This window comes from Actinomyces mediterranea (assembly GCF_900155595.1).
GTDB classification, from domain to species: domain Bacteria; phylum Actinomycetota; class Actinomycetes; order Actinomycetales; family Actinomycetaceae; genus Pauljensenia; species Pauljensenia mediterranea.
In genome coordinates this window covers 442,616-462,367 of the sequence record NZ_FTPB01000004.1, presented here as the reverse complement: position 1 = coordinate 462,367, position 19,752 = coordinate 442,616, and the positions used below count along the sequence as shown (strand labels likewise).

At 63.7% G+C, this 19,752-nt stretch carries 18 protein-coding genes; all 18 read left to right on the top strand.

The window, feature by feature from the left end:
• The first annotated feature begins 36 nt into the window (after nucleotides 1-36).
• The 18 genes from aroC to pyrF all read left to right on the top strand — a co-directional run bounded on the left by aroC (nucleotide 37) and on the right by pyrF (nucleotide 19,675).
• A complete protein-coding gene (gene aroC / locus BQ7471_RS06135; protein WP_076464978.1) occupies nucleotides 37-1,248 on the top strand; it encodes a chorismate synthase in 1,212 nt (403 codons plus the stop codon).
• Entirely contained in the window at nucleotides 1,245-2,840 is a 1,596-nt protein-coding gene (gene aroB, locus BQ7471_RS06130; protein ID WP_076464976.1) for a 3-dehydroquinate synthase, read from the top strand. Before aroC ends, aroB begins: the two co-directional genes overlap by 4 nt.
• Nucleotides 2,833-3,378: a shikimate kinase gene (locus tag BQ7471_RS06125; RefSeq protein ID WP_076464975.1), complete on the top strand. Its 546-nt coding sequence runs from the start codon at nucleotides 2,833-2,835 to the stop codon at nucleotides 3,376-3,378. The genes aroB and BQ7471_RS06125 overlap by 8 nt, the downstream gene beginning before the upstream one ends.
• A gap of 9 nt (nucleotides 3,379-3,387) precedes the next feature.
• Entirely contained in the window at nucleotides 3,388-3,951 is a 564-nt protein-coding gene (gene efp / locus BQ7471_RS06120) for an elongation factor P (RefSeq protein WP_076464973.1), read from the top strand.
• A complete protein-coding gene (nusB, locus tag BQ7471_RS06115) occupies nucleotides 3,951-4,556 on the top strand; it encodes a transcription antitermination factor NusB (RefSeq protein WP_076464972.1) in 606 nt (201 codons plus the stop codon). The genes efp and nusB overlap by 1 nt, the downstream gene beginning before the upstream one ends.
• Nucleotides 4,557-4,741: 185 nt before the next feature.
• Nucleotides 4,742-5,395, top strand: a complete 654-nt coding sequence (locus tag BQ7471_RS06110) for a GntR family transcriptional regulator (protein ID WP_159438523.1) — start codon at nucleotides 4,742-4,744, stop codon at nucleotides 5,393-5,395.
• 227 nt (nucleotides 5,396-5,622) lie between these two features.
• Complete coding sequence (locus tag BQ7471_RS06105) at nucleotides 5,623-6,399, top strand: SDR family NAD(P)-dependent oxidoreductase (protein ID WP_076464969.1); 777 nt, start codon at nucleotides 5,623-5,625, stop codon at nucleotides 6,397-6,399.
• Nucleotides 6,400-6,472: 73 nt separating this feature from the next.
• Nucleotides 6,473-7,477 (top strand): TRAP transporter substrate-binding protein, encoded by a 1,005-nt coding sequence (locus tag BQ7471_RS06100; RefSeq protein ID WP_076466207.1) that lies wholly within the window; start codon nucleotides 6,473-6,475, stop codon nucleotides 7,475-7,477.
• A 3-nt stretch (nucleotides 7,478-7,480) separates the two neighbouring features.
• Nucleotides 7,481-8,122 (top strand): TRAP transporter small permease, encoded by a 642-nt coding sequence (locus BQ7471_RS06095; RefSeq protein WP_076464967.1) that lies wholly within the window; start codon nucleotides 7,481-7,483, stop codon nucleotides 8,120-8,122.
• The gene (locus BQ7471_RS06090) at nucleotides 8,115-9,395 is read left to right on the top strand and encodes a TRAP transporter large permease (protein WP_076464966.1); all 1,281 of its coding nucleotides are present in this window, start codon (nucleotides 8,115-8,117) and stop codon (nucleotides 9,393-9,395) included. Before BQ7471_RS06095 ends, BQ7471_RS06090 begins: the two co-directional genes overlap by 8 nt.
• 63 nt (nucleotides 9,396-9,458) lie before the next feature.
• A complete protein-coding gene (locus tag BQ7471_RS06085) occupies nucleotides 9,459-10,298 on the top strand; it encodes a transketolase (protein WP_083663285.1) in 840 nt (279 codons plus the stop codon).
• The gene (locus tag BQ7471_RS06080) at nucleotides 10,295-11,242 is read left to right on the top strand and encodes a transketolase family protein (RefSeq protein ID WP_076464964.1); all 948 of its coding nucleotides are present in this window, start codon (nucleotides 10,295-10,297) and stop codon (nucleotides 11,240-11,242) included. Before BQ7471_RS06085 ends, BQ7471_RS06080 begins: the two co-directional genes overlap by 4 nt.
• 233 nt (nucleotides 11,243-11,475) lie before the next feature.
• The gene (gene pyrR, locus BQ7471_RS06075) at nucleotides 11,476-12,045 is read left to right on the top strand and encodes a bifunctional pyr operon transcriptional regulator/uracil phosphoribosyltransferase PyrR (protein ID WP_076464963.1); all 570 of its coding nucleotides are present in this window, start codon (nucleotides 11,476-11,478) and stop codon (nucleotides 12,043-12,045) included.
• A 1-nt stretch (nucleotide 12,046) separates the two neighbouring features.
• The gene (locus tag BQ7471_RS06070; protein ID WP_076464961.1) at nucleotides 12,047-13,039 is read left to right on the top strand and encodes an aspartate carbamoyltransferase catalytic subunit; all 993 of its coding nucleotides are present in this window, start codon (nucleotides 12,047-12,049) and stop codon (nucleotides 13,037-13,039) included.
• The gene (locus tag BQ7471_RS06065) at nucleotides 13,032-14,354 is read left to right on the top strand and encodes a dihydroorotase (protein WP_076464959.1); all 1,323 of its coding nucleotides are present in this window, start codon (nucleotides 13,032-13,034) and stop codon (nucleotides 14,352-14,354) included. Before BQ7471_RS06070 ends, BQ7471_RS06065 begins: the two co-directional genes overlap by 8 nt.
• Nucleotide 14,355: 1 nt before the next feature.
• Nucleotides 14,356-15,537, top strand: coding sequence for a glutamine-hydrolyzing carbamoyl-phosphate synthase small subunit (gene carA / locus BQ7471_RS06060; protein ID WP_076464958.1), 1,182 nt, complete (start codon nucleotides 14,356-14,358; stop codon nucleotides 15,535-15,537).
• The gene (gene carB, locus BQ7471_RS06055; RefSeq protein ID WP_076464957.1) at nucleotides 15,537-18,833 is read left to right on the top strand and encodes a carbamoyl-phosphate synthase large subunit; all 3,297 of its coding nucleotides are present in this window, start codon (nucleotides 15,537-15,539) and stop codon (nucleotides 18,831-18,833) included. The genes carA and carB overlap by 1 nt, the downstream gene beginning before the upstream one ends.
• A complete protein-coding gene (gene pyrF, locus BQ7471_RS06050) occupies nucleotides 18,830-19,675 on the top strand; it encodes an orotidine-5'-phosphate decarboxylase (RefSeq protein ID WP_076464955.1) in 846 nt (281 codons plus the stop codon). Before carB ends, pyrF begins: the two co-directional genes overlap by 4 nt.
• Nucleotides 19,676-19,752: the final 77 nt, after the last annotated feature.

Genomic DNA, 19,752 nt, shown 5'->3' with positions numbered 1-19,752 from the left:
CGCGCCGACGCCTGACCCTGTGGGACACTGGGAAACATGCTGAGATGGCTTACTGCAGGTGAATCCCACGGCCCGTCCCTCATCGCGACGATTGACGGCGTTCCCGCGGGAGTGGCGATTCAAACGGCGACGATCGAGAAGGCACTGGCCCGCCGCCGACTCGGCCACGGCAGAGGGGGTCGCCAGTCCTTCGAGAAGGACCGCGTACGCATGCTCGGCGGTATCAGGCATGGATTCTCCACCGGCGCGCCCATCGCCGTTGAAATCGCGAACTCCGAATGGCCCCAATGGCAGACCGTCATGTCGGCGGACCCCGTGGACCCCGCCGATCTTCTCATCGATGCGGGCACCGGTGACGAGAGGGAAATCGCCCGGAACAAGCCTTTGACGCGTCCGCGGCCCGGTCACGCCGACCTTGCGGGGATGATGTCCTACGACCTTGCGGAGGCGCGGCCAGTCCTCGAGAGGGCGAGTGCCCGTGAAAGCGCCGCCAGGGTAGCACTCGGAGCAATCGCAGAGGCCATCGTCGACCAGGTCGCCGGCATCCGGCTCGTCAGCCACGTCGTCCAGGTGGGCGCCCTCCGCGCTGACACTGCACTTCTTCCCGTCCCCGACGACGAGGATGCCCTCGATGCTTCACCCATGCGCACACTCGACGCCGAACTCTCCAACCGTTTCGTCGAACTCGTCGATGAGACGAAGAAGGCCGGGGACACGATCGGCGGCGTCGGAGAGGTCGTTGCATGGAATGTCCCCATCGGGCTGGGGAGCCATGTGCAGGCCGATCGTCGCCTCGATGCGCGTCTCGCGCAGGCGATCATGTCGATCCAATCCGTTAAGGGCGTCGAAATCGGCGACGGTTTCGCACAGGCAGCCCTGCCAGGTTCTCGCGCCCACGATGAGATCATCCGCGGCGACGATGGTCATCTGACTCGCTCATCGAATCGTGCGGGCGGCATCGAGGGCGGTACCTCCAATGGTCAGCCGATCGTTGTGCGTGCAGCTTTCAAACCGATCTCCACCGTCCCCAAGGCGCTGCGTTCGATTGATCTGGCGACGGGCGAGGAATCGGTGGGACTTCACCAGCGATCCGACACCTGCCAGGTCGTGCCCGGTGCGCTCATCGCGCAGGCGGAGTGCGCCCTCGTCCTCGCCGATGCACTCTTCGCGCATGCAGGCGGCAACTCTGTGGGGGAGATGCGTCGCAACCTGCTCGGATACCTCGAGCGCGTGGGAGAGCGCATATGAGCGCCGATCTTGCCCTCCCGGTGTTCCTCATCGGTCTTCCAGGTGCGGGCAAAACGAAGGTCGGTAGAATCCTCGCTCAGCTCCTGGGGGTCCCTCACGTCGATACGGATAGCCTCATCGAGGCCGACACGGGGATGCCGATCACGCAGATCTTCGCCGACGAGGGCGAAGTCTCCTTCCGCGCCAGGGAGGCTCGCGCGGCCGCGGAGGCGGCCCGCAGGCGCGCAGTCGTTTCCCTCGGCGGGGGAGCGGTCGTCTCTGAGGGGGTCAGGGACATTCTCAAGGACGCCTGCGTCGTCTATATCGACGTCGACCACGATGAACTCGTGCGCCGGGTCTCTCGCAAGAACCACCGTCCGCTGCTGAAGGACGATCCCGCGGATGTGCTCGCCCGACTGCGCCGCGAACGCGATCCCCTGTACAGGCGGGTCGCGAGCGTCATCGTGTCCTCCGATGACGGTCCGGCGCAGGACGTTGCAGAAAGGATCTCTCAGATGGTTGCACCCGAACGCCACTCCATCACCGTTTCCGGTGATCGGCCCTATGAGGTCCTCGTGGGGCGTGGTTTCGGCGCCGCGTCCGTGCTCCCGGCCCTGCGCGCCGATACGACCAAGGCGCTCATCATCCACGCCCGCCCCGTGACGGAGTACGCCCGCCGCCTCGCCGAACAGCTGAGCGCGTCAGGCCTTGAGGTCCGCGTCGAATCCCATCCGGATGCTGAGGCGGCGAAGAGCCTCAATGTCGTTGAGCGCCTCTGGGATGCTGCGGGCGAGATGCGCCTTGGGCGCGCCGATGCGGTGATCGCCATCGGCGGCGGCGCCACGACCGATATGGCCGGATTCGTCGCCGCGACATGGCTGCGCGGGGTCGACCTCGTCAACATCCCGACGACGCTGCTCGCAATGGTCGATGCCGCCGTCGGGGGGAAGACGGGCATCAACTCCCGGTCGGGCAAGAACCTCATCGGCTCCTTCCACCCGCCTGTACGGGTGCTGTGCGATCTCAATCTGCTTGCGACCCTCGACCCGAAGGACCTGTCGGCAGGCCTCGCGGAAGTCGTCAAATGCGGTTTCATCGAGGACGGGGAGATCCTCACGCGAGTGTCGGGCGCATCGCGGGACGAACTCGCAGACCCGTCGTCCGATGCCCTCCTCGACATCATTACCCGTGCGATCGCAGTGAAGGCGAAGGTCGTGGGGGAAGATCTCACGGAATCGGGGTTGCGCGAGATCCTCAACTACGGCCACACCTTCGCCCACGCCATCGAACGGCATGAGGACTATACGCTGCGCCACGGGGAGGCTGTCGCAGTGGGCTGTGTCTTCGCCTCGGAGCTTGCTCGTGATCGCGGTCTTCTTGGCGATGACGAGTGTGCGCTGCATCGGGAGCTCTTCGCCAAAGTCGGACTGCCGATCTCCTATTCGAGGGCCCGACTCGACGACCTCGTCTCCATCATGCTCTCCGATAAGAAGGTGCGGGCAGGAATATTGCGCTTTGTACTGCTTGACGGGCTCCAGCATCCGATCGTTGTGCCCGTGGATCCGGCGGAGTTGTCCGATCCGGCGCGCCGGATCGGAGTAAGTGGTGAATGAGGCCCCGCTCCTCATCCTCATCGGAGTGGCGGGCGCGGGCAAGACGACGGTGGGGCGGATTCTCGCCGACCGCTACGGCCTGCAGCTCATCGAGGCGGATGACCTCGTCGGCGAGACCGCAGGCGTACCGATCGGGGAGCTCATCATCGGGGCTGATCCGCGGCTGGAGGATCTGCGGCGCCGGGCCGCGCGCACTGCGCTTGCAACTCCGGGTGCGATTGTGACACTCGGGGCATCGCAGCCGAGCGATGAGGACACCCGCGATGCGCTGGAACGGGCGAGACTCCTCGGCGCGCGAGTCGTCGAGCTGTATGCCGATACGGCTGAGGTCGCCAGGCGCGAGGGACTCAACCGTCCCCGCTCTGTCGGACTGGGGGCGCCACGCGCGATGCTGTCGCATATGATCGCCCAGCTTCACGAGCTCTATGGGGCTGTGGCGGATTCATCAGCCGATACGCGGGGGAGGACCCCCGTTGACGTCGCCATTGAGCTGGCGCGTGAGTGTAGACTGGCGGGCGATTCTATACAACAAGAGTGAGGTATATCTGTGGCAACGACGAATGATCTGAAGAACGGCCTTGTCATGGTCATCGACGGCCAACTCTGGCAGGTCGTCGAGTTCCAGCACGTCAAGCCCGGCAAGGGTCCGGCATTCGTGCGCACCAAGATCAAGAACATCCTGTCCGGCAAGATCGTCGATCGTACGTTCAACGCGGGTCTGAAGATCGAGACCGCGACCGTCGACCGCCGGGACATGACCTACCTCTACCAGGACGGCACCGACTACGTCTTCATGGATCAGTCGACCTACGAGCAGATCAATGTCCCTTCGGAGATAGTCGGCGATGCCAAGAACTTCATGGTTGAGAACCAGGACGTCATCGTCTCCCAACACGATGGTTCTGTGCTGTTCATCGAACTGCCCGCGACGGTCGTCCTCGAGATCACTCATACCGAGCCCGGCCTTCAGGGTGACCGCTCTTCTGCGGGTACCAAGCCGGCGACTCTCGAGACCGGTTACGAGATCCAGGTACCGCTGTTCATGGAGCAGGGCACCCGCGTCAAGGTCGACACTCGTGATGGCTCCTACTCCGGTCGCGTCACTGACTGATGTCACGCAAATACCGCTTTACGTCGCGCACCAAGGCGCGCAAACGGGCGGCAGATGTCGTCTTCGAGGCGGATCAGCGTGGAATGGGCCGCAACCCTGATGTTCTGCGCGATCTGCTTCGTCAGCGCAAGGTCGTCACCGCCGCGCAAACGCCCCTGCCGGATTACTCGGTTCAGATCATCGAGGGCGTTGCGGATCATCTGCGTCGGATCGACGACCTCATCGCCGCGCATGCGAAGGTGTCGGGCCTTGATCGGATTGCCGCAGTGGACTTCGCCGTCATGCGGGTCGCCGTATGGGAGATGCTTGTCAATTCCGATGAGGTCGCGCCGATCATCGCGATCGATGAGGCCATTTCGATCGTCAAGTCGATTTCGACCGACGCGTCGCCGAACTTCGTCAATGCCGTTCTTGATGCGATCCGTCGTGATCTCGAATCGCCTGCGTGGTCGCGCAGAACCTCTGACGAGGCCGACGAGGTGGACGATCCGGGAGGAGAGCCCCTCGATGAGGAGCCTCTTGAGGAGGCCGACGACGAATCCGATGCGGATGAGATGACGACTGAGGAGATGGAGGAGCTCGACGAACTCCTCGACGAGTACTGAGGTGCGCAGAGGCGGTCCACGGGAGTCCCCGTGGACCGCCTCTTGATATCCCTCACTGTGTCTTGAACCGACGGGCACACGACGACTAATGTCGTTGACATTAGATGTTGGGTGTTGACTAGCGCAAACAGGTGTGCTGCGCGCTGCGAAGAACGAGGTGTTGAACGATCATGCCGTTGCCGGGAGTGAACCGATTGACTCTGCGCGAACAGGTGTACATGACCCTGCGCTCCGAGATCCTCGGGGGGCGCCTCGCCGCCGGGACTCGCCTCGGCGAGGTCGACCTCGCCGAGCAACTCAATGTCTCCAGGGGGACGGTGCGCGAGGCGCTGCGCCGTCTCCAACAGAGCGGACTCGTCGAGGGCGAGGATCGCGTCGGATTGCGCGTTGCGGAATTCTCCTCCGCTCAGCTACGAGAACTCTTCGATGTCCGCGCCGCATTGGAGGCGCTCGCCGCCGAGACGATCGTGCGCTCCGGCCGTGGGGGCGAGGCTGCCGACATGCTGGAGAAGAGGCTCCCCGCGTTCCCCGAGGGCGTGTCCGTGAGGGAGCGCCTCGATGTCGACCTCGGCTTCCATGAGGCGATGTGCGAGGCCTCGGGTAATGCGATGCTGCTCGCCATCTGGCGCGAGTTGCAGGACCGCATGCGCGTCGCAGTGCTGTCGCGGTCGGCGGGCACTGACACTGGGCTCATGGACTCGAGTTATCACATGCCGATCGTTGAGGGACTGCGCAAAGGCGACCCCGACGAAGTGAAAGCGACTCTCGTTGAGCATATGCGTCATGCGGGGGAGATCTGGGCGGCGAAGAGCCCGGATGCTCAGACTCGTCAGGAGTGATTCGAATTGTGTGATGCGGGGTGCGGGGCCATGCCTCGCACCCCGCATCCCCTGTGAGCGAGGTTGAGCGCACCGGGACCTTGGACCTTTTTCGGCTTTCGCTGTGAAGAGGCGTGAGAACTGTGCTGTTGTGTAGATACTATTGTATTGACAGTCAGGTGATGACTACCTACTGTTAACAATTACAGGCGACGGCGCCTGATTTCACAACAAGGTGGAGAATTACCATGAGCTACGGCACTGGTGTTGGACAGCGCACGGCTGTTGTTACAGGGACATCATCACTGAAGGGGATCGGGTATCAGACCGCCCTGCGATTCGCTCGCGAAGGTTGGGCAGTCGCGATGCTCGACATTAATGAAGAGGGGGCGAAAGAGGCTGCCGCCACGGTAAAGGCCGAGGTGCCCGATGCTCCCGCCGAAGCATTCACCGTCAATGTCGCCGACCCCGAGTCGGTTGCGGCGGTCGTGGAAGCGATCACGGCATCCGACCTGCCGACGGTGGGCGCTCTTGCCAATATCGCAGGCATCCCCTCGCCGAAGGGCTTCCTCGAAATCTCACTCGAAGAGTGGAACCGCGTCCTCGCCATCAATCTCACTGGGTCCTTTTTGCTCGCACAGGCGCTCGTTCCCCTCATGATCGAGGGCGGCTACGGGCGTGTCGTCAACACATCCTCCGTCACCGCCCAGCACGGCGGGGGCGTCTTCTCGAAGACGTCCTACGCGGCCGCCAAGGCCGGCGTCCTCGGCCTCACGCGCGGTATGGCGCGCGAACTCGCCGAATACGGCATTACCGTCAACGCAGTCGCACCGGGCGTCGTCAATACGGATATCCGCACCGGTACGACCGAAGAGACGGAGAAGGCCCTCGCCGAGGCCGTCCCGCTCAAGCGCCAGGCTGAACCCTGGGAGATCGCCGCACTGATCTGCTGGCTGAGCTCTGAAGACTCGGCTTACATCACCGGCATCACCCACTCCATCAACGGTGGCGCCTACATCTGCTGATCGATTCCCCACAACCCCGACACACAGCAAAAGGAGACGATGCATGTTTCACCGTAGAAACATCGTCCGCGGCATGACCGCAAGCATCGCCGTCATTGCGCTGCTCACCGGATGTGCGGGGGGCTCTGGCCCTCGGCACACCGACAGCATCCGCATCATTTTGGGGCACGGCGCCGCCCCCGGCAACCCGCGCTCAGAAGCAGCATTGAAGTTCGAAGAACTCGTCGAGGAGAAGTCTAATAACACGATTGACATCCAGATCCTTGGCCAGGAGACTGTCGGCTCCGACACCGAGATGATGGTCTCTGTCGCCGCCGGTACCCTCGATATGACGATCAACTCCCAAGGCCCCTTCGCGACTTACGTCCCCGAAGCGGCGCTCATCGGATTGCCCTTCCTCTTCGAGAACTCCCAGCACGCCTACTCCGTCGTCGACTCCGACGAGATCGAGGGCTTCCTCGCGACAGAGGCGGAGAAGAGCGGGTTCCATGTCCTGGGGCTTTGGGACAACGGCATGCGAGACCTATCGAACTCGAAGCGCGAGATCAACTCGCCGGAGGACCTGTCGGGTCTCAAGATCCGCACCCCCGACGACACGATGACGATTTCGATCTTCAACCAGCTCAATGCGAATCCGACACCGCTGGCCTTCGGCGAACTCTACCTCGCGCTCAAGACCGGTGCCGTTGACGGGCAGGAGAACCCGGTTGTCAACATCAAGAGCTCCAAACTCAACGAGGTTCAGCCCTATCTTGCGGTCACCGGACACAAGTACGAGTCGAACCCCTTCGTGATCTCCACCCAGCGCTGGGCCAGACTCACCGATGAGCAGCAGTCGATCATCCAAGAGGCAGCAGATGAAGCGCGTGATTACCAGCGTCAACTCATGAGTGACCAGACCGCTGAGATCTACGCGGAGTTCGAGGACGCACTCACCGTGACCCACCCTGCCAAGGAAGCGTTCCGCGAAGCGACCGCCCCCGTCTACGACCAGTGGGAGGCGAAGTTCCCTGAGTTCTTCGCACTCATCACCCAAGCCGCCGACGCCGAGCGCGTCGACTACGCTCAGAAGGAGTGAGCAATGACTGACCCTCGCAACCCGGATGCGCCCGCACAGGGCGCCATCATCACCGAAGAGGACATTGCCGCCCTTGATACCCAATCAGTTCTCGACGAACCCCTTGAGGCGACCGACCCTGTCAACGCCGTCTTCTTGAAAGTCGCCGCGTGGGCGGCGTCCGCGCTGACGATCGTCATGGTCGTCCTCGTGACCCTCTCGGTCATCATGCGTTACGTCTTCAACGCGAGCCTCGACCTGGCCTCCGAAGGGCCGAGCTACTTCCTCCCGTGGCTCATCTGTGCCGGGGCAGTCGTCGCTCAGGCCCAGATGGCGCATGTCGGCGTGAACTTCTTCCTCGAAAAACTCTCGGGGAAGGCATTCCAACGGATGTCCGTCGGCATTTGGATCTTCATCACGATCCTCATGGCCTACATGACCTACCTGGCCGCCTACATGATCGGCCCCATGTCGCAGCAGATCACGCCGATCATGGAATGGCCTCAACTCGGGAGTTTCGCCGCTTTCGTCGTCATGACGGCATGCCTGTCCATTCAGGCTGCTGCACGCGCATGGTTCTTCTACAAGAACGGCGCCATCCACAGCATTGATGCAGGCTCCGATATGACTCCGGAGCAGGCAGTTCAGGAGGTTCACGGTGTTTGAGGTCGCACTCGCCATCATTGTCTTCGTCGGACTCCTCCTCCTCGGAGTCCCGGTCGCCTTCTCGGTCATTGCAGGTACCATCGTCGGTCTCTTCGCCATCGGCTCGCTGCCGATGGAAGCCCTCGCCCAGCAGTCTTTCGCAGGCGCAACCGACTACTCGATGCTCGCCATCCCCTTCTTCATTCTGACCGCCGACCTGCTCTTCTCGGGCAAACTCGGCGCACAGGTGATCGGTCTGGCGACACGACTCGTCGGGCGCTTCCGCGGAGGCGTCGGCATGACGTCGGTCCTCACCAACGCGGTGTTCGCAGGCGTCTCCGGTTCAGCCGTCGCCGACGCAACCGGCCTGGGCAAGGTCATGATCCCGTGGACGAAGAAGCTCGGCTACCCCGCGCAGTACGCGGCAGCGGTTAACGCATCATCCTCGGTGCTCGGCGTCATTATCCCGCCGTCGATTCCGATGATCCTCTTCTCGGCGGCCTCTGGTGCATCAGTCGCCGCAGTCTTCAACGCGGGCCTCGTTCCCGGCATCGTCATGGCGGTCTGTCTCATGTTCGCTTGCTGGTTCATCGCCTGGAAACACAACTATCCCCGGGTCCGCGCCAAACTGACCCTTAAGAAGCTCCTCATCGACTTGCTCATCGCAACACCAGCTATCCTCATTCCCGTCGTCCTCATCCGAGTCTTCCTCTTCACGGGAACGGCGACGGTTACCGAGGTGTCGGTGCTCGCCGCGGTGTACGCGATCCTCATTCGCGTCACCATGTACCGCGATTTGACGTGGAAGTCCTTTAAGAGGTCGATGGCGGAGTCGGCAGCATCGACTGCAGTCGTCATGGTGCTCATCATGTTCTCCGCAGCACTGTCCTGGCTGCTCACCATCCAAGAGGCCCCGCAGAAACTCGCCACTGCACTGCTGTCCACGACGGAGAACTACTACCTCATCGTGTTGTTCATCGTGTTCATCCTGATCATCACAGGCATGTTCCTCGATATGGCGCCCGCCATCCTGCTGCTCACTCCGGTTCTCATGCCCCTGGCATCGGCGATCGGCATGAATACCATCCACCTTGGCATCCTCATGGTCTGCACCCTCGCCATGGGCCTATACACCCCGCCGGTCGGGACAACGCTCTACATCTCAGCCGGTATCGGACGCGTGGGAATCAACAAGGTAACGAGGGAACTGCTCTTGTTCTACGCCCTCATCATCGCATTCGTCCTTACCGTCGCCTATCTTCCCTCTCTTCTCATGATCCCGTCCGGGGGCTGACTCGCACCCCGACCCACCTCACTATCCCGACTCACACACTATACGGAAGAAGCGAAACCCACCATGGTGCAAAGCGTTACCACTGAAGAACTCAAGGAGCGCGCCAAGCAGCTCCGCAAGACAGCGGTCCAAATGATCTACGAGGCACAGTCCGGCCACCCCGGCGGTTCACTCTCCGCGGCGGACGTCGTGGCCAACCTCTACTTCCGCGAAATGCGATTCGACCCGTCGAACCCCAAGTGGGAGGATCGCGATCGCTTCGTCCTGTCGAAGGGACACGTCGCCCCGATCGTTTATGCCGCCCTCGCCATCACCGGTTTCGTCCCGATGGACACGATCCACACGCTGCGCAAGAAGGGGTCGCCCTTCCAGGGGCACCCCGATTCGAAGAAGTGCCCGGGCATTGAGATCTCCACCGGATCCCTCGGACAGGGCATTTCGACCGCCGTCGGCATGGCCATCGGCGTCAAGCGCGACGGACGCGATTCGCGGGTCTACACCCTCGTCGGCGATGGCGAGACCCAAGAGGGTCAGGTCTGGGAGGCCATCCAGTGCGCCCACACCTACAAGCTCGACAACTTCACCGTCATCATTGATGACAACAACCTCCAGATCGACGGCCACTGCGACGAGGTGAGCCCGAACCTCGACTTCGTTGAGAAGCTCGAAGCATTCGGCTACGACGCGGTCGAGATCGACGGCCACGACATGCAGGCGATCTCCGACGCCTTCGATCGCTTCCGCGAGATGAAGAACGGCAAGCCCAAGGGCCTCGTTCTCAAAACCATCAAGGGCAAGGGCGTCTCCTACATGGAGGACGTCGCCGGATGGCACGGGGCTGCTCCCAATACCGAACAGTACGAGCAGGCGATGGAAGAACTCGAGAAGGGACTCGACCGATGAAGTACTTCCCCAACTACGACGACAAGACCCCCACCCGCGCGGCCTTCGGCGAAGAGATGGTCGAGCTGGGCAAGGAACGCCCCGAGATCTTCGTCGTCGACTGCGATATCGCGAAGTCGTGCGGTACCACGAGGTTCTCCAAGGAGCTTCCCGACCAGCACGTCAACGTCGGCATCGCCGAGCAGAACGGTGCGGGCGTCGCAGCGGGCCTCGCCACCACCGGCAAGATCCCCTTCGTCGTCACCTACGCGGTCTTCGGATCCCTGCGTATGGGCGAGCAGATCCGCCAATCGATCTGCTACCCCAAACTCAATGTGAAGATCGCCTGCTCCCACGGCGGACTCACCCCCGGCAACGACGGCGGATCCCACCAGGCCATCGAGGACATGGGCACGATGCGCGGCCTGCCGGGAATGACCGTCGTCATGCCCGCGGACGCGAATGCGACGAAGAAGCTCGTCCGCGCCGCAGCCGACTGGGTCGGACCGATGTTCCTGCGCTTTACCCGCGATGCGATGCCCGCGATCTACGGTCCCGACGAGGAGTTCGAGATCGGCAAGGCGAAGGTCCTCAACGAGGGCGGCGACGTCGCGATCATCGCCAACGGCGACACCGTGCGCCTCGCGCTCGAAGCCGCTCAGATCCTCGAAAACGAAGGCATGTCGGTGCGCGTCGTCGACATGCACACGATCAAGCCGCTCGACGTCGACGAGGTCGACACCTGCATTACGATCGGCCGCATCGTCACTGTCGAGGATCACACCATCCTGACCGGCCTGGGCGCCGCGGTGTCGCAGGAGGTGGCCGCCAAGGGCGGCGCCCTCGTGCGCCAGATCGGCATCCGGGACCAGTTCGGCCAGTCCGCCCCCTACCAGGATCTCCTCGAGATGAACGGCATCACCGTCGACGGCATCGTCGCTGCCTCGCGCGAACTGTTCGCCTGACAAGAAATCGAGCCTCCAGCCCGGTTCCGCTCCTTCCCTCCAGCTGTTTCTCCAGCCCGGCGGGAGGCGAGAGCGGAGCCGGGCCGGTTCGCGTCAACGCGCCGCATCGGGGTGATGAGGCGCACTATTCCGTCGTGTGGATGAATGGTCGGACGGGGTCTCGGGCACGTGTACCCTTGAGCGCGGAAGCATTCCTTTAATGACCGTCCGGAGAGGCGGGGAAGGAGATCCTCATGGGATCAGTGCATTCAGCCATCGAACGGGCCCGACGGGGCAGAGAGGTCCTAGGTGGCGACGATATCGCCCGCTCCCTCACGCGAATAGCCTTCGAGATCATCGAACGCAATTCGGGTGGAGAAGACCTCGTCATTGCGGGCATCCCGACGCGCGGCGCGATCCTGGCGCGCAGACTCGTCGACAAGATCAGGCAAGTGGGCGGCCCCGACTCGGACCTCGCCATCATCGACACGACGATGTTCCGCGATGATCTGGGCAGACATCCTCTGCGAACCCCGCACGAGACGGTGATTCCCCCGGCTGGAGTCGACTCGCGCACGATCGTCCTCGTCGACGATGTCCTCTACACCGGGCGCACCATTAAAGCCGCTCTCGACGCCTTATCCAGAATCGGGCGCCCGCAGGCCGTCCAGCTCGCCGTCCTCGTCGACCGCGGCCACCGGGAATTGCCGATCCGCCCCGACTACGTCGGCAAGAACCTTCCGACGTCGCGCAGCGAGACTGTGACGATCTTGCTCGAAGAGACCGACGGCCGCGACGGCGTCCTGCTGGGAAGGAATGACTGACATGAGCCTCGACCACCTCATCTCCATCCGCGACCTCGAATACCGCGAGGCGATTCAACTACTCGACACCGCCGAGCAGATGGCGGCCACCCAATCCCGCAGGGTGAAGAAGCTTCCCACATTGCACGGGCGGACCGTCGTCAACCTCTTCTTCGAGGATTCAACGCGCACCAGGCTCTCCTTCGAGGCAGCGGCCAAGCGCCTGAGCGCCGATGTCATCAACTTCTCCGCGAGGGGCTCATCCGTTTCCAAGGGGGAGTCCCTCAAGGACACCGCCCTCACCCTGCAGGCGATGGGGGCGGACGCCGTCGTCGTGCGCCACTCCTCATCGGGCGCCGCCCACAGGCTCGCTCACGCCGGATGGATGAACCTGCCCGTCCTCAATGCGGGCGACGGCACCCACCAGCACCCCACCCAGGCCCTCCTCGATGCGATGACCCTTCGGCGACACTTCAAGCGCAACCCTGCCGACCCGGGCGTCGAACCGCTCGCACCGGGAACCGACCTGAGCGGCGCGAGGGTCGTCATCGTCGGAGACGTCCTGCATTCGCGGGTCGCGCGCTCCAATGTTGATCTGCTTACCCTTTTGGGCGCGAAGGTCACCCTCGTCGCACCGCCGACCCTCTTACCGGTGGGGATCGAGAACTGGACGTGCGACATCGACTACGACCTCGACCGCGCGATCGCCCAAGAGCCCGACGCGGTGATGATGCTGCGCGTCCAGCGCGAGCGCATGAGCGCCGCCGGAGGCGGATTCTTCCCCTCGCCCGGCGAGTACCACACGGCATACGGATTGCACCGCCAGCGCTTTGAATCCCTGCCTGACGACTGCCTCGTCATGCATCCCGGGCCGATGAACCGCGGCCTCGAGATCAGTGCCGAAGCCGCAGACTCGCCGCACTCCGTCGTCGTTGAACAGGTGTCCAACGGCGTCTGCGTTCGAATGGCAGCCCTCTACCTCCTGCTCGCACCGGAAGGAAGCCCCCGTGACTGAAACAACCGAGCGCACCACGCTCATCGCATCCGCAGACATCCTCGGTGAGGGCCGCGCCGATATCCTCATCAAAGGGTCCACGATCGTCGCCATCGGCGACGAGGCGCGATCAGGCGCAACAGGCGCCGATGTCATCGATGCCGACGGGCTTATCGCACTGCCCGGCCTCGTCGATATCCACACTCACCTGCGCGAACCGGGACGCGAGGACGCGGAGACCATTGAAACGGGTACGCGCGCGGCCGCCGTCGGCGGATACACCGCAGTCCACGCGATGGCGAACACCACCCCAGTCGCCGACACCGCATCGGTCGTCGACCAGGTGTGGGAGATCGGACGCGAATGCGGATGGGTGGAGGTCCGCCCCGTCGGCGCCGTCACCGATGGGCTCAAGGGCACACACCTATCCGCCATGAGCGCGATGGCGAATGCCCGCTCCCAAGTGCGGGTCTTCTCCGACGACGGCATGTGCGTCTCCGACCCGGTCCTCATGCGCCGCGCCCTCGAATACGTCAAGACCTTCGGGGGAGTGGTCGCACAGCACTCCCAGGACCCGCTGCTCACCGAGGGCGCCCAGATGAACGAGTCCCCACTGTCGGGCGAACTCGGCCTGGCGGGGTGGCCGGCAGTGGCCGAAGAGGCAATCATCGCGCGCGACATCCTCCTGGCCAAGCATGTCGGATCGCGCCTGCACGTCTGCCACCTGTCCACTGCGGGCTCCGTAGAGCTCATCCGCTGGGGCAAGCGCATGGGCGTGGACGTGACCGCGGAGGCAACACCGCACCACCTTTTCCTCACGGAGGACCTCGCCTCCTCCTATGATCCGCTGTTCAAAGTCAACCCTCCGCTGAGGACCCGCGAGGATGTGGATGCCGTCCGTGAGGGACTCGCCGATGGAACGATCGACGCCGTCGGCACGGACCACGCCCCGCACCCCCTCGAGGACAAGGACTGCGAATGGCAGGCCGGCGCATTCGGTATGACGGGGCTGGAGACATCACTTCCCATCCTCATTGAGACGATGGTCAACACCGGCAGGATGACGTGGGCGGATATTGCGCGCGTATTGTCCACCACACCCGCGAGGATCGGGCGCGTCGCCGCACAGGGGCAGGGGCTGACGGTCGGGGCGCCCGCCAACATCGCACTCGTCGACCCGAGCGTGCGCCGCGTCATCGACCCAGCCGTCCAATGGACCCGCTCAACGAATTCACCTTATAAGGGCATGGAACTGCCCGGGCAGGTCCTCTTCACCTTCTACCGGGGCGAGACGACCGTCCGCGATGGCCTGCCGATTGCGAAGGAAGACCGCTGACATGTCAGATGTTGCTCTACTCGTTCTCGAGGACGGCACAGTATTCCAAGGGCGCGCCTGGGGCACAAGGGGGCGCACCCTCGGCGAGATCGTCTTCTCGACCGCCATGACGGGCTATCAGGAGACCCTCACCGACCCGTCGTACCACCGCCAGATCGTCGTCATGACGGCGCCCCACGTCGGCAACACCGGCGTCAACGACGAGGATACCGAGTCCTCGAAGATCTGGGTCGCGGGCTTCGCGGTCCGAGACCCCGCCAGGCGGGCCTCCAATTGGAGAGCCCGGCGTGAACTCGAGGACGAACTCATCGACCAGGGCATTATCGGTATCTGCGATGTTGATACCCGCGCCATCACTCGCCACATCCGTTCCTTCGGGGCGATGCGCGCCGGTATCTTCTCCGGAGATGCTCTTCCGGCAGGTGCGGAGCACCTCGGCGAGCAAGTCCGCGACGCCCTCATTCGGATAGTCGTCGATCAACCGTCGATGAGTGGAGCCGCCCTCGCCCGGGAGGTGTCCACCCCGCACTCCTATGTGATTCCCGCCGAGGGGCTCGATGAGGGCGCAGAGCCAATCGCACGCATTGTCGCAGTCGACTTGGGCATTAAATCCCGCACGCCCGAACAGCTCGCCGCCCGGGGAATTGACGTCCACGTGGTGCCGCAAAACGTAACCTTCGCCGATATCCAGGCACTTGAACCCGATGGGGTGTTCTTCTCCAACGGACCCGGCGATCCTGCCGCCGCTGAGCACGAGATCGCTGTGCTGCGCGCAGTCCTCGATGCGGGCATCCCCTATTTCGGGATCTGCTTCGGGCATCAGCTCTTCGGGCGGGCGCTGGGATACGGCACCTACAAACTCGATTTCGGTCATCGCGGCGTCAACCAACCGGTTAAGGACCTGGCGACGGGACACGTCGAGATCACCTCGCATAATCATGGCTTTGCGGTCGACGCCCCCATCGGGGAGCCGTCGATCGCCCCCTACGACTCTGGTCGTTACGGGCGGATCGCCGTCAGTCATATCGGACTCAATGACGGCGTTGTCGAAGGGCTGCAGGCTCTCGACATCCCCGCATTCTCCGTCCAATACCACCCCGAAGCAGCAGCGGGCCCTCATGACGGCGAACACATCTTCGACCGTTTCCTCGCCATGATGCTCGCTGTGAAGAAGGAGAACTGATGCCGAGACGGAACGACCTGTCATCGGTCCTCGTCATTGGATCCGGTCCGATTGTCATCGGACAGGCATGCGAATTCGACTATTCCGGCACCCAGGCCTGCCGCGTCCTCAAAGAGGAGGGTCTGAGGGTCATCCTCGTCAACTCGAACCCCGCGACGATCATGACCGACCCGGAGTTCGCCGACGCCACATACGTCGAGCCGATTACCCCCGATGTCGTTGCCTCCATCATCGCCAAGGAGCGCCCCGACGCGATCCTGCCGACGCTGGGCGGCCAGACCGCGCTCAATACGGCGGTCGCCCTGGCTGAGCGCGGCATCCTCGACGAATACGGCGTCGAACTCATCGGAGCATCGATCGATGCGATTCGTGCGGGTGAGGACCGCGACGAATTCAAAGAGGTCGTTGAGCGCTGTGGCGCGCAGGTCGCGCGCTCCTTCATCGCCCACAGCATTGAGGAGTGCCACACTGCGGCCGCCGAGCTCGGCTACCCCCTCGTCGTACGCCCCTCCTTCACCATGGGCGGGCTGGGCTCCGGTTTTGCCTACACCCCCGAAGACCTCGAGAGGATCGCGAGTCAGGGCCTGGCCGCTTCCATCACGAATGAGGTCCTCCTCGAGGAGTCGATCCTCGGATGGAAGGAATACGAGCTCGAACTCATGCGCGACAAGGCCGATAACGTCGTCGTCGTGTGCTCGATCGAGAATGTCGACCCGGTGGGTGTCCACACCGGCGACTCGGTGACCGTCGCCCCGGCGCTCACCCTGACCGATCGGGAGCTTCAACGCCTGCGCGACATCGGCATCGCCGTCATCCGCGAAGTTGGCGTGGACACGGGCGGCTGCAATATCCAATTCGCCGTCCACCCCGAGACCGGACGGGTCATCGTCATTGAGATGAATCCCCGCGTCTCACGCTCCTCGGCCCTCGCGTCGAAGGCGACGGGCTTCCCGATCGCGAAGATCGCGGCGCGCCTCGCCACCGGATACACCCTCGACGAGATCCCCAACGACATCACGGGTTCGACACCCGCATCCTTCGAGCCAACCCTCGACTATGTCGTGGTGAAAGTTCCGCGCTTCACCTTCGAGAAGTTCCCGCAGGCGGACCCGACACTGACGACTTCGATGAAGGCCGTCGGCGAGGCAATGGCGATCGGACGCAACTACACGGAGGCCCTCCAAAAGGCGCTGCGCTCCATCGACAAGGGCGGAGTGCAATTCCACTGGACCGGTCCCGTTCCCACTCCCGAGGAGACGCGCGACCTCATCGAGGCCGCGAAGACGCCCTCCGAGGGACGATTCGTCCAAGTGCAGCAGGCGATCCGCGGCGGCGCATCACTCGAGGAACTCTTTGAGGCGACGAGTATCGACCCGTGGTTCCTCGACCAGATGCTCCTCCTCGACGAGGTCGCGACCCGTATCGCCGAGGCTCCGGCACTGGGGCGCGATGTCCTCATGGAGGCCAAGCGTCACGGCTTCTCCGACCGGCAGATCGCCGACATCCGCTACCTGTCGGAGACGACGGTGCGCGAGGTGCGCGGTGCTTTCGAAATCCATCCGGTCTTCAAGACCGTCGACACCTGTTCGGCGGAATTCGCTGCGAAGACGCCCTACCTTTACTCAACCTACGACGTCGAGAACGAGGTCGCCCCGCGCGAACGCGAAGCGGTCATCATCCTGGGCGCCGGTCCCAACCGCATCGGTCAGGGAATCGAATTCGACTACTCGTGCGTCCATGCGACGATGGCGCTGCGCGATCATTTCGAAACGATCATGATCAACTGCAACCCCGAGACAGTGTCCACCGACTACGACATCTCGGATCGACTGTACTTCGAGCCGCTGACACTGGAGGACGCACTCGAGATCTACCGCGCCGAATGCGCTGCGGGCCCCGTCAAGGGCGTCATCGTCCAACTCGGAGGCCAGACGCCGCTGTCACTCGCGGATGAGCTCCAAGCCGCGGGCGTCCCGATCCTGGGCACCGGCCCGAAGTCAATCGAGTTGGCGGAGGACCGCGAAGAATTCGGGAAGGTACTCGCCGACGCGGATTGTCCCTCACCGGCTCATGATGTCGCGCATTCACCGACACAGGTCCACGAGGTGGCGGCCGCCGTCGGCTTCCCCGTCCTCGTCCGCCCGAGCTTCGTGCTCGGCGGCCGCGGAATGGAGATTATCAACGATTCCGAGGGTCTCGCCTCCTACCTCGATAGGGACGATCTCGACGCGCTCTTCGAGCGAGGCCCGCTCCTCATCGATCGCTTCCTTGACGCCGCCATTGAAATCGACGTCGACGCCCTCTACGACGGCACCGAACTGTTCATGGGCGCCATCATGGAGCACATTGAAGAGGCGGGCATCCACTCCGGGGATTCGGCGTGTGTGCTGCCCCCGATGACGCTGTCGGTCCGCGAAGTCGAGCGGATTACCGCTTCGACCGAGGCGATTGCCAAGGGCATCGGGGTCCGGGGCCTCATCAATATCCAATTCGCGCTCCTGTCCGACACCCTCTACGTCATCGAGGCGAATCCGAGGGCATCGCGCACCGTGCCCTTCGCCTCGAAGGCGACAGGGGTGGCGCTTGCGAAGGCCGCGGCGCTCATCCAGGTGGGGGAGAGTATCGAGTCCCTGCGCGCCGCCCACGTGCTGCCCGCGCACGACGCGCGCGTCATCTCCGACGGTGGAGCGATCTCCGTGAAGGAGGCGGTCCTGCCCTTCCGCAGGTTCAGGCGTGCCGACGGCTCCATTATCGATACGATTCTGGGACCCGAGATGCGCTCGACTGGCGAGGTCATGGGCATCGATCGTGATTTCCCGACCGCCTTCGCCAAGTCCCAGTCCGCCGCTTTCGGCGATCTGCCGACCGAGGGGAATGTTTTCATCTCCATTGCGGACTCCGATAAGAGGGCGATCGTCTTCCCGGCGGCGCGCATGGCGGAACTCGGCTTCCACATCATGGCGACTGCGGGTACCGCGTCGGTGCTGCGCCGCAACGGTATCGAGGCGCAGGTCGTGCGCAAGTCCTCCGAGGGTCGGGGCCCTGATGGGGAGCCCACCGTCGTGGACCTCATCAACGACGGGCTCATCGACATCATTGTCAATACTCCGCAGAAGTCGTCGAATCGCCACGACGGGTATCAGATCCGCACGGCGGCGACCTCGCAGGACAAGACTATCATCACGACCCTGCAGGCCTTCAACGCGGCGGTCCAGGCGATCGACGTCCTCCTGCGCGGCCCGTACAGGGTTCGCCCCCTCCAAGAGTGGGATGCGAAGCGGGCGGTGGCCAGATGACGACACGGGGCTTCGGCGACCGCCTCGCCGCATCTATGGACGACCACGGGGCGATCTGCGTGGGTATCGACCCGCATCCGGGGCTCCTCGACGCCTGGGGCCTCCACGATTCGGTGGACGGCTTGAGGTCGTTCAGCCTCACCGTGGTCGACGCACTCGGCGGGCGGGTCGGCGCTTTCAAGCCGCAGGTGGCATTCTTCGAGCGCTTCGGGTCCGCCGGAATAGCGATCCTCGAAGAGGTGATCGTCGCATGCCGCGAGGCGGGGAGCCTGTGCATCGTCGACGCCAAGCGCGGCGATATCGGGTCGACGATGACCGGCTACGCGCAGGCCTTCCTCGCCGATGACTCGCCTCTGGCCGGAGACGCCGTTACCCTGTCGCCTTACCTGGGGGTCGGTTCGTTGCGTCCCGCGCTCGACATGGCGGCTGCGACGGGCAGGGGAGTCTTCGTCCTCGCACTCACGTCGAATCCCGAGGGGGCGGAGGTCCAGCATTCGCGTGACGCTGGGGGAGAGTCCGTCGCCGCCGGAGTGGTCCGCAGCCTCGGGGCCTTCAACGCCTCGTGCCCTTTCGATCGCCTCGGCCCCGCCGGTGTCGTCATCGGGGCGACCGTTGGGGGCGCGGTGCGCGATCTCGGAGTGGATGTGGGGTCGCTCCACGGGCCGATCCTCGCTCCGGGAGTCGGCGCTCAGGGCGCGGGACCTGCGGATATCGCCACTGTTTTCGCAGGTGCGCGCTCTAGCGTGCTCGCCTCCTCGTCGAGGGCGATCCTCGCTGCAGGGCCTGAGAAGAAGGGCCTTCTAATGGCCTATGACGAGGCCGTCAAGGGGCTGATCGACTAGGCGAGACGAGTGCCCGTTTTCCCTTCACGCGTGCGATCTCGACGATACACTGCGAGCGGGAACACATCCGATGTGAA

Bases quoted from the DNA above. Each gene is read 5' to 3' on its own strand.
- BQ7471_RS06070 (WP_076464961.1), top strand. From the start codon at position 12,047: ATGAGCCTCGACCACCTCATCTCCATCCGCGACCTCGAATACCGCGAG.
- pyrR (WP_076464963.1), top strand. From the start codon at position 11,476: ATGGGATCAGTGCATTCAGCCATCGAACGGGCCCGACGGGGCAGAGAG.
- aroB (WP_076464976.1), top strand. From the start codon at position 1,245: ATGAGCGCCGATCTTGCCCTCCCGGTGTTCCTCATCGGTCTTCCAGGT.
- BQ7471_RS06100 (WP_076466207.1), top strand. From the start codon at position 6,473: ATGACCGCAAGCATCGCCGTCATTGCGCTGCTCACCGGATGTGCGGGG.
- nusB (WP_076464972.1), top strand. From the start codon at position 3,951: ATGTCACGCAAATACCGCTTTACGTCGCGCACCAAGGCGCGCAAACGG.
- carA (WP_076464958.1), top strand. From the start codon at position 14,356: ATGTCAGATGTTGCTCTACTCGTTCTCGAGGACGGCACAGTATTCCAA.
- aroC (WP_076464978.1), top strand. From the start codon at position 37: ATGCTGAGATGGCTTACTGCAGGTGAATCCCACGGCCCGTCCCTCATC.
- carB (WP_076464957.1), top strand. From the start codon at position 15,537: ATGCCGAGACGGAACGACCTGTCATCGGTCCTCGTCATTGGATCCGGT.
- BQ7471_RS06085 (WP_083663285.1), top strand. From the start codon at position 9,459: ATGGTGCAAAGCGTTACCACTGAAGAACTCAAGGAGCGCGCCAAGCAG.
- BQ7471_RS06105 (WP_076464969.1), top strand. From the start codon at position 5,623: ATGAGCTACGGCACTGGTGTTGGACAGCGCACGGCTGTTGTTACAGGG.
- BQ7471_RS06080 (WP_076464964.1), top strand. From the start codon at position 10,295: ATGAAGTACTTCCCCAACTACGACGACAAGACCCCCACCCGCGCGGCC.
- pyrF (WP_076464955.1), top strand. From the start codon at position 18,830: ATGACGACACGGGGCTTCGGCGACCGCCTCGCCGCATCTATGGACGAC.
- BQ7471_RS06095 (WP_076464967.1), top strand. From the start codon at position 7,481: ATGACTGACCCTCGCAACCCGGATGCGCCCGCACAGGGCGCCATCATC.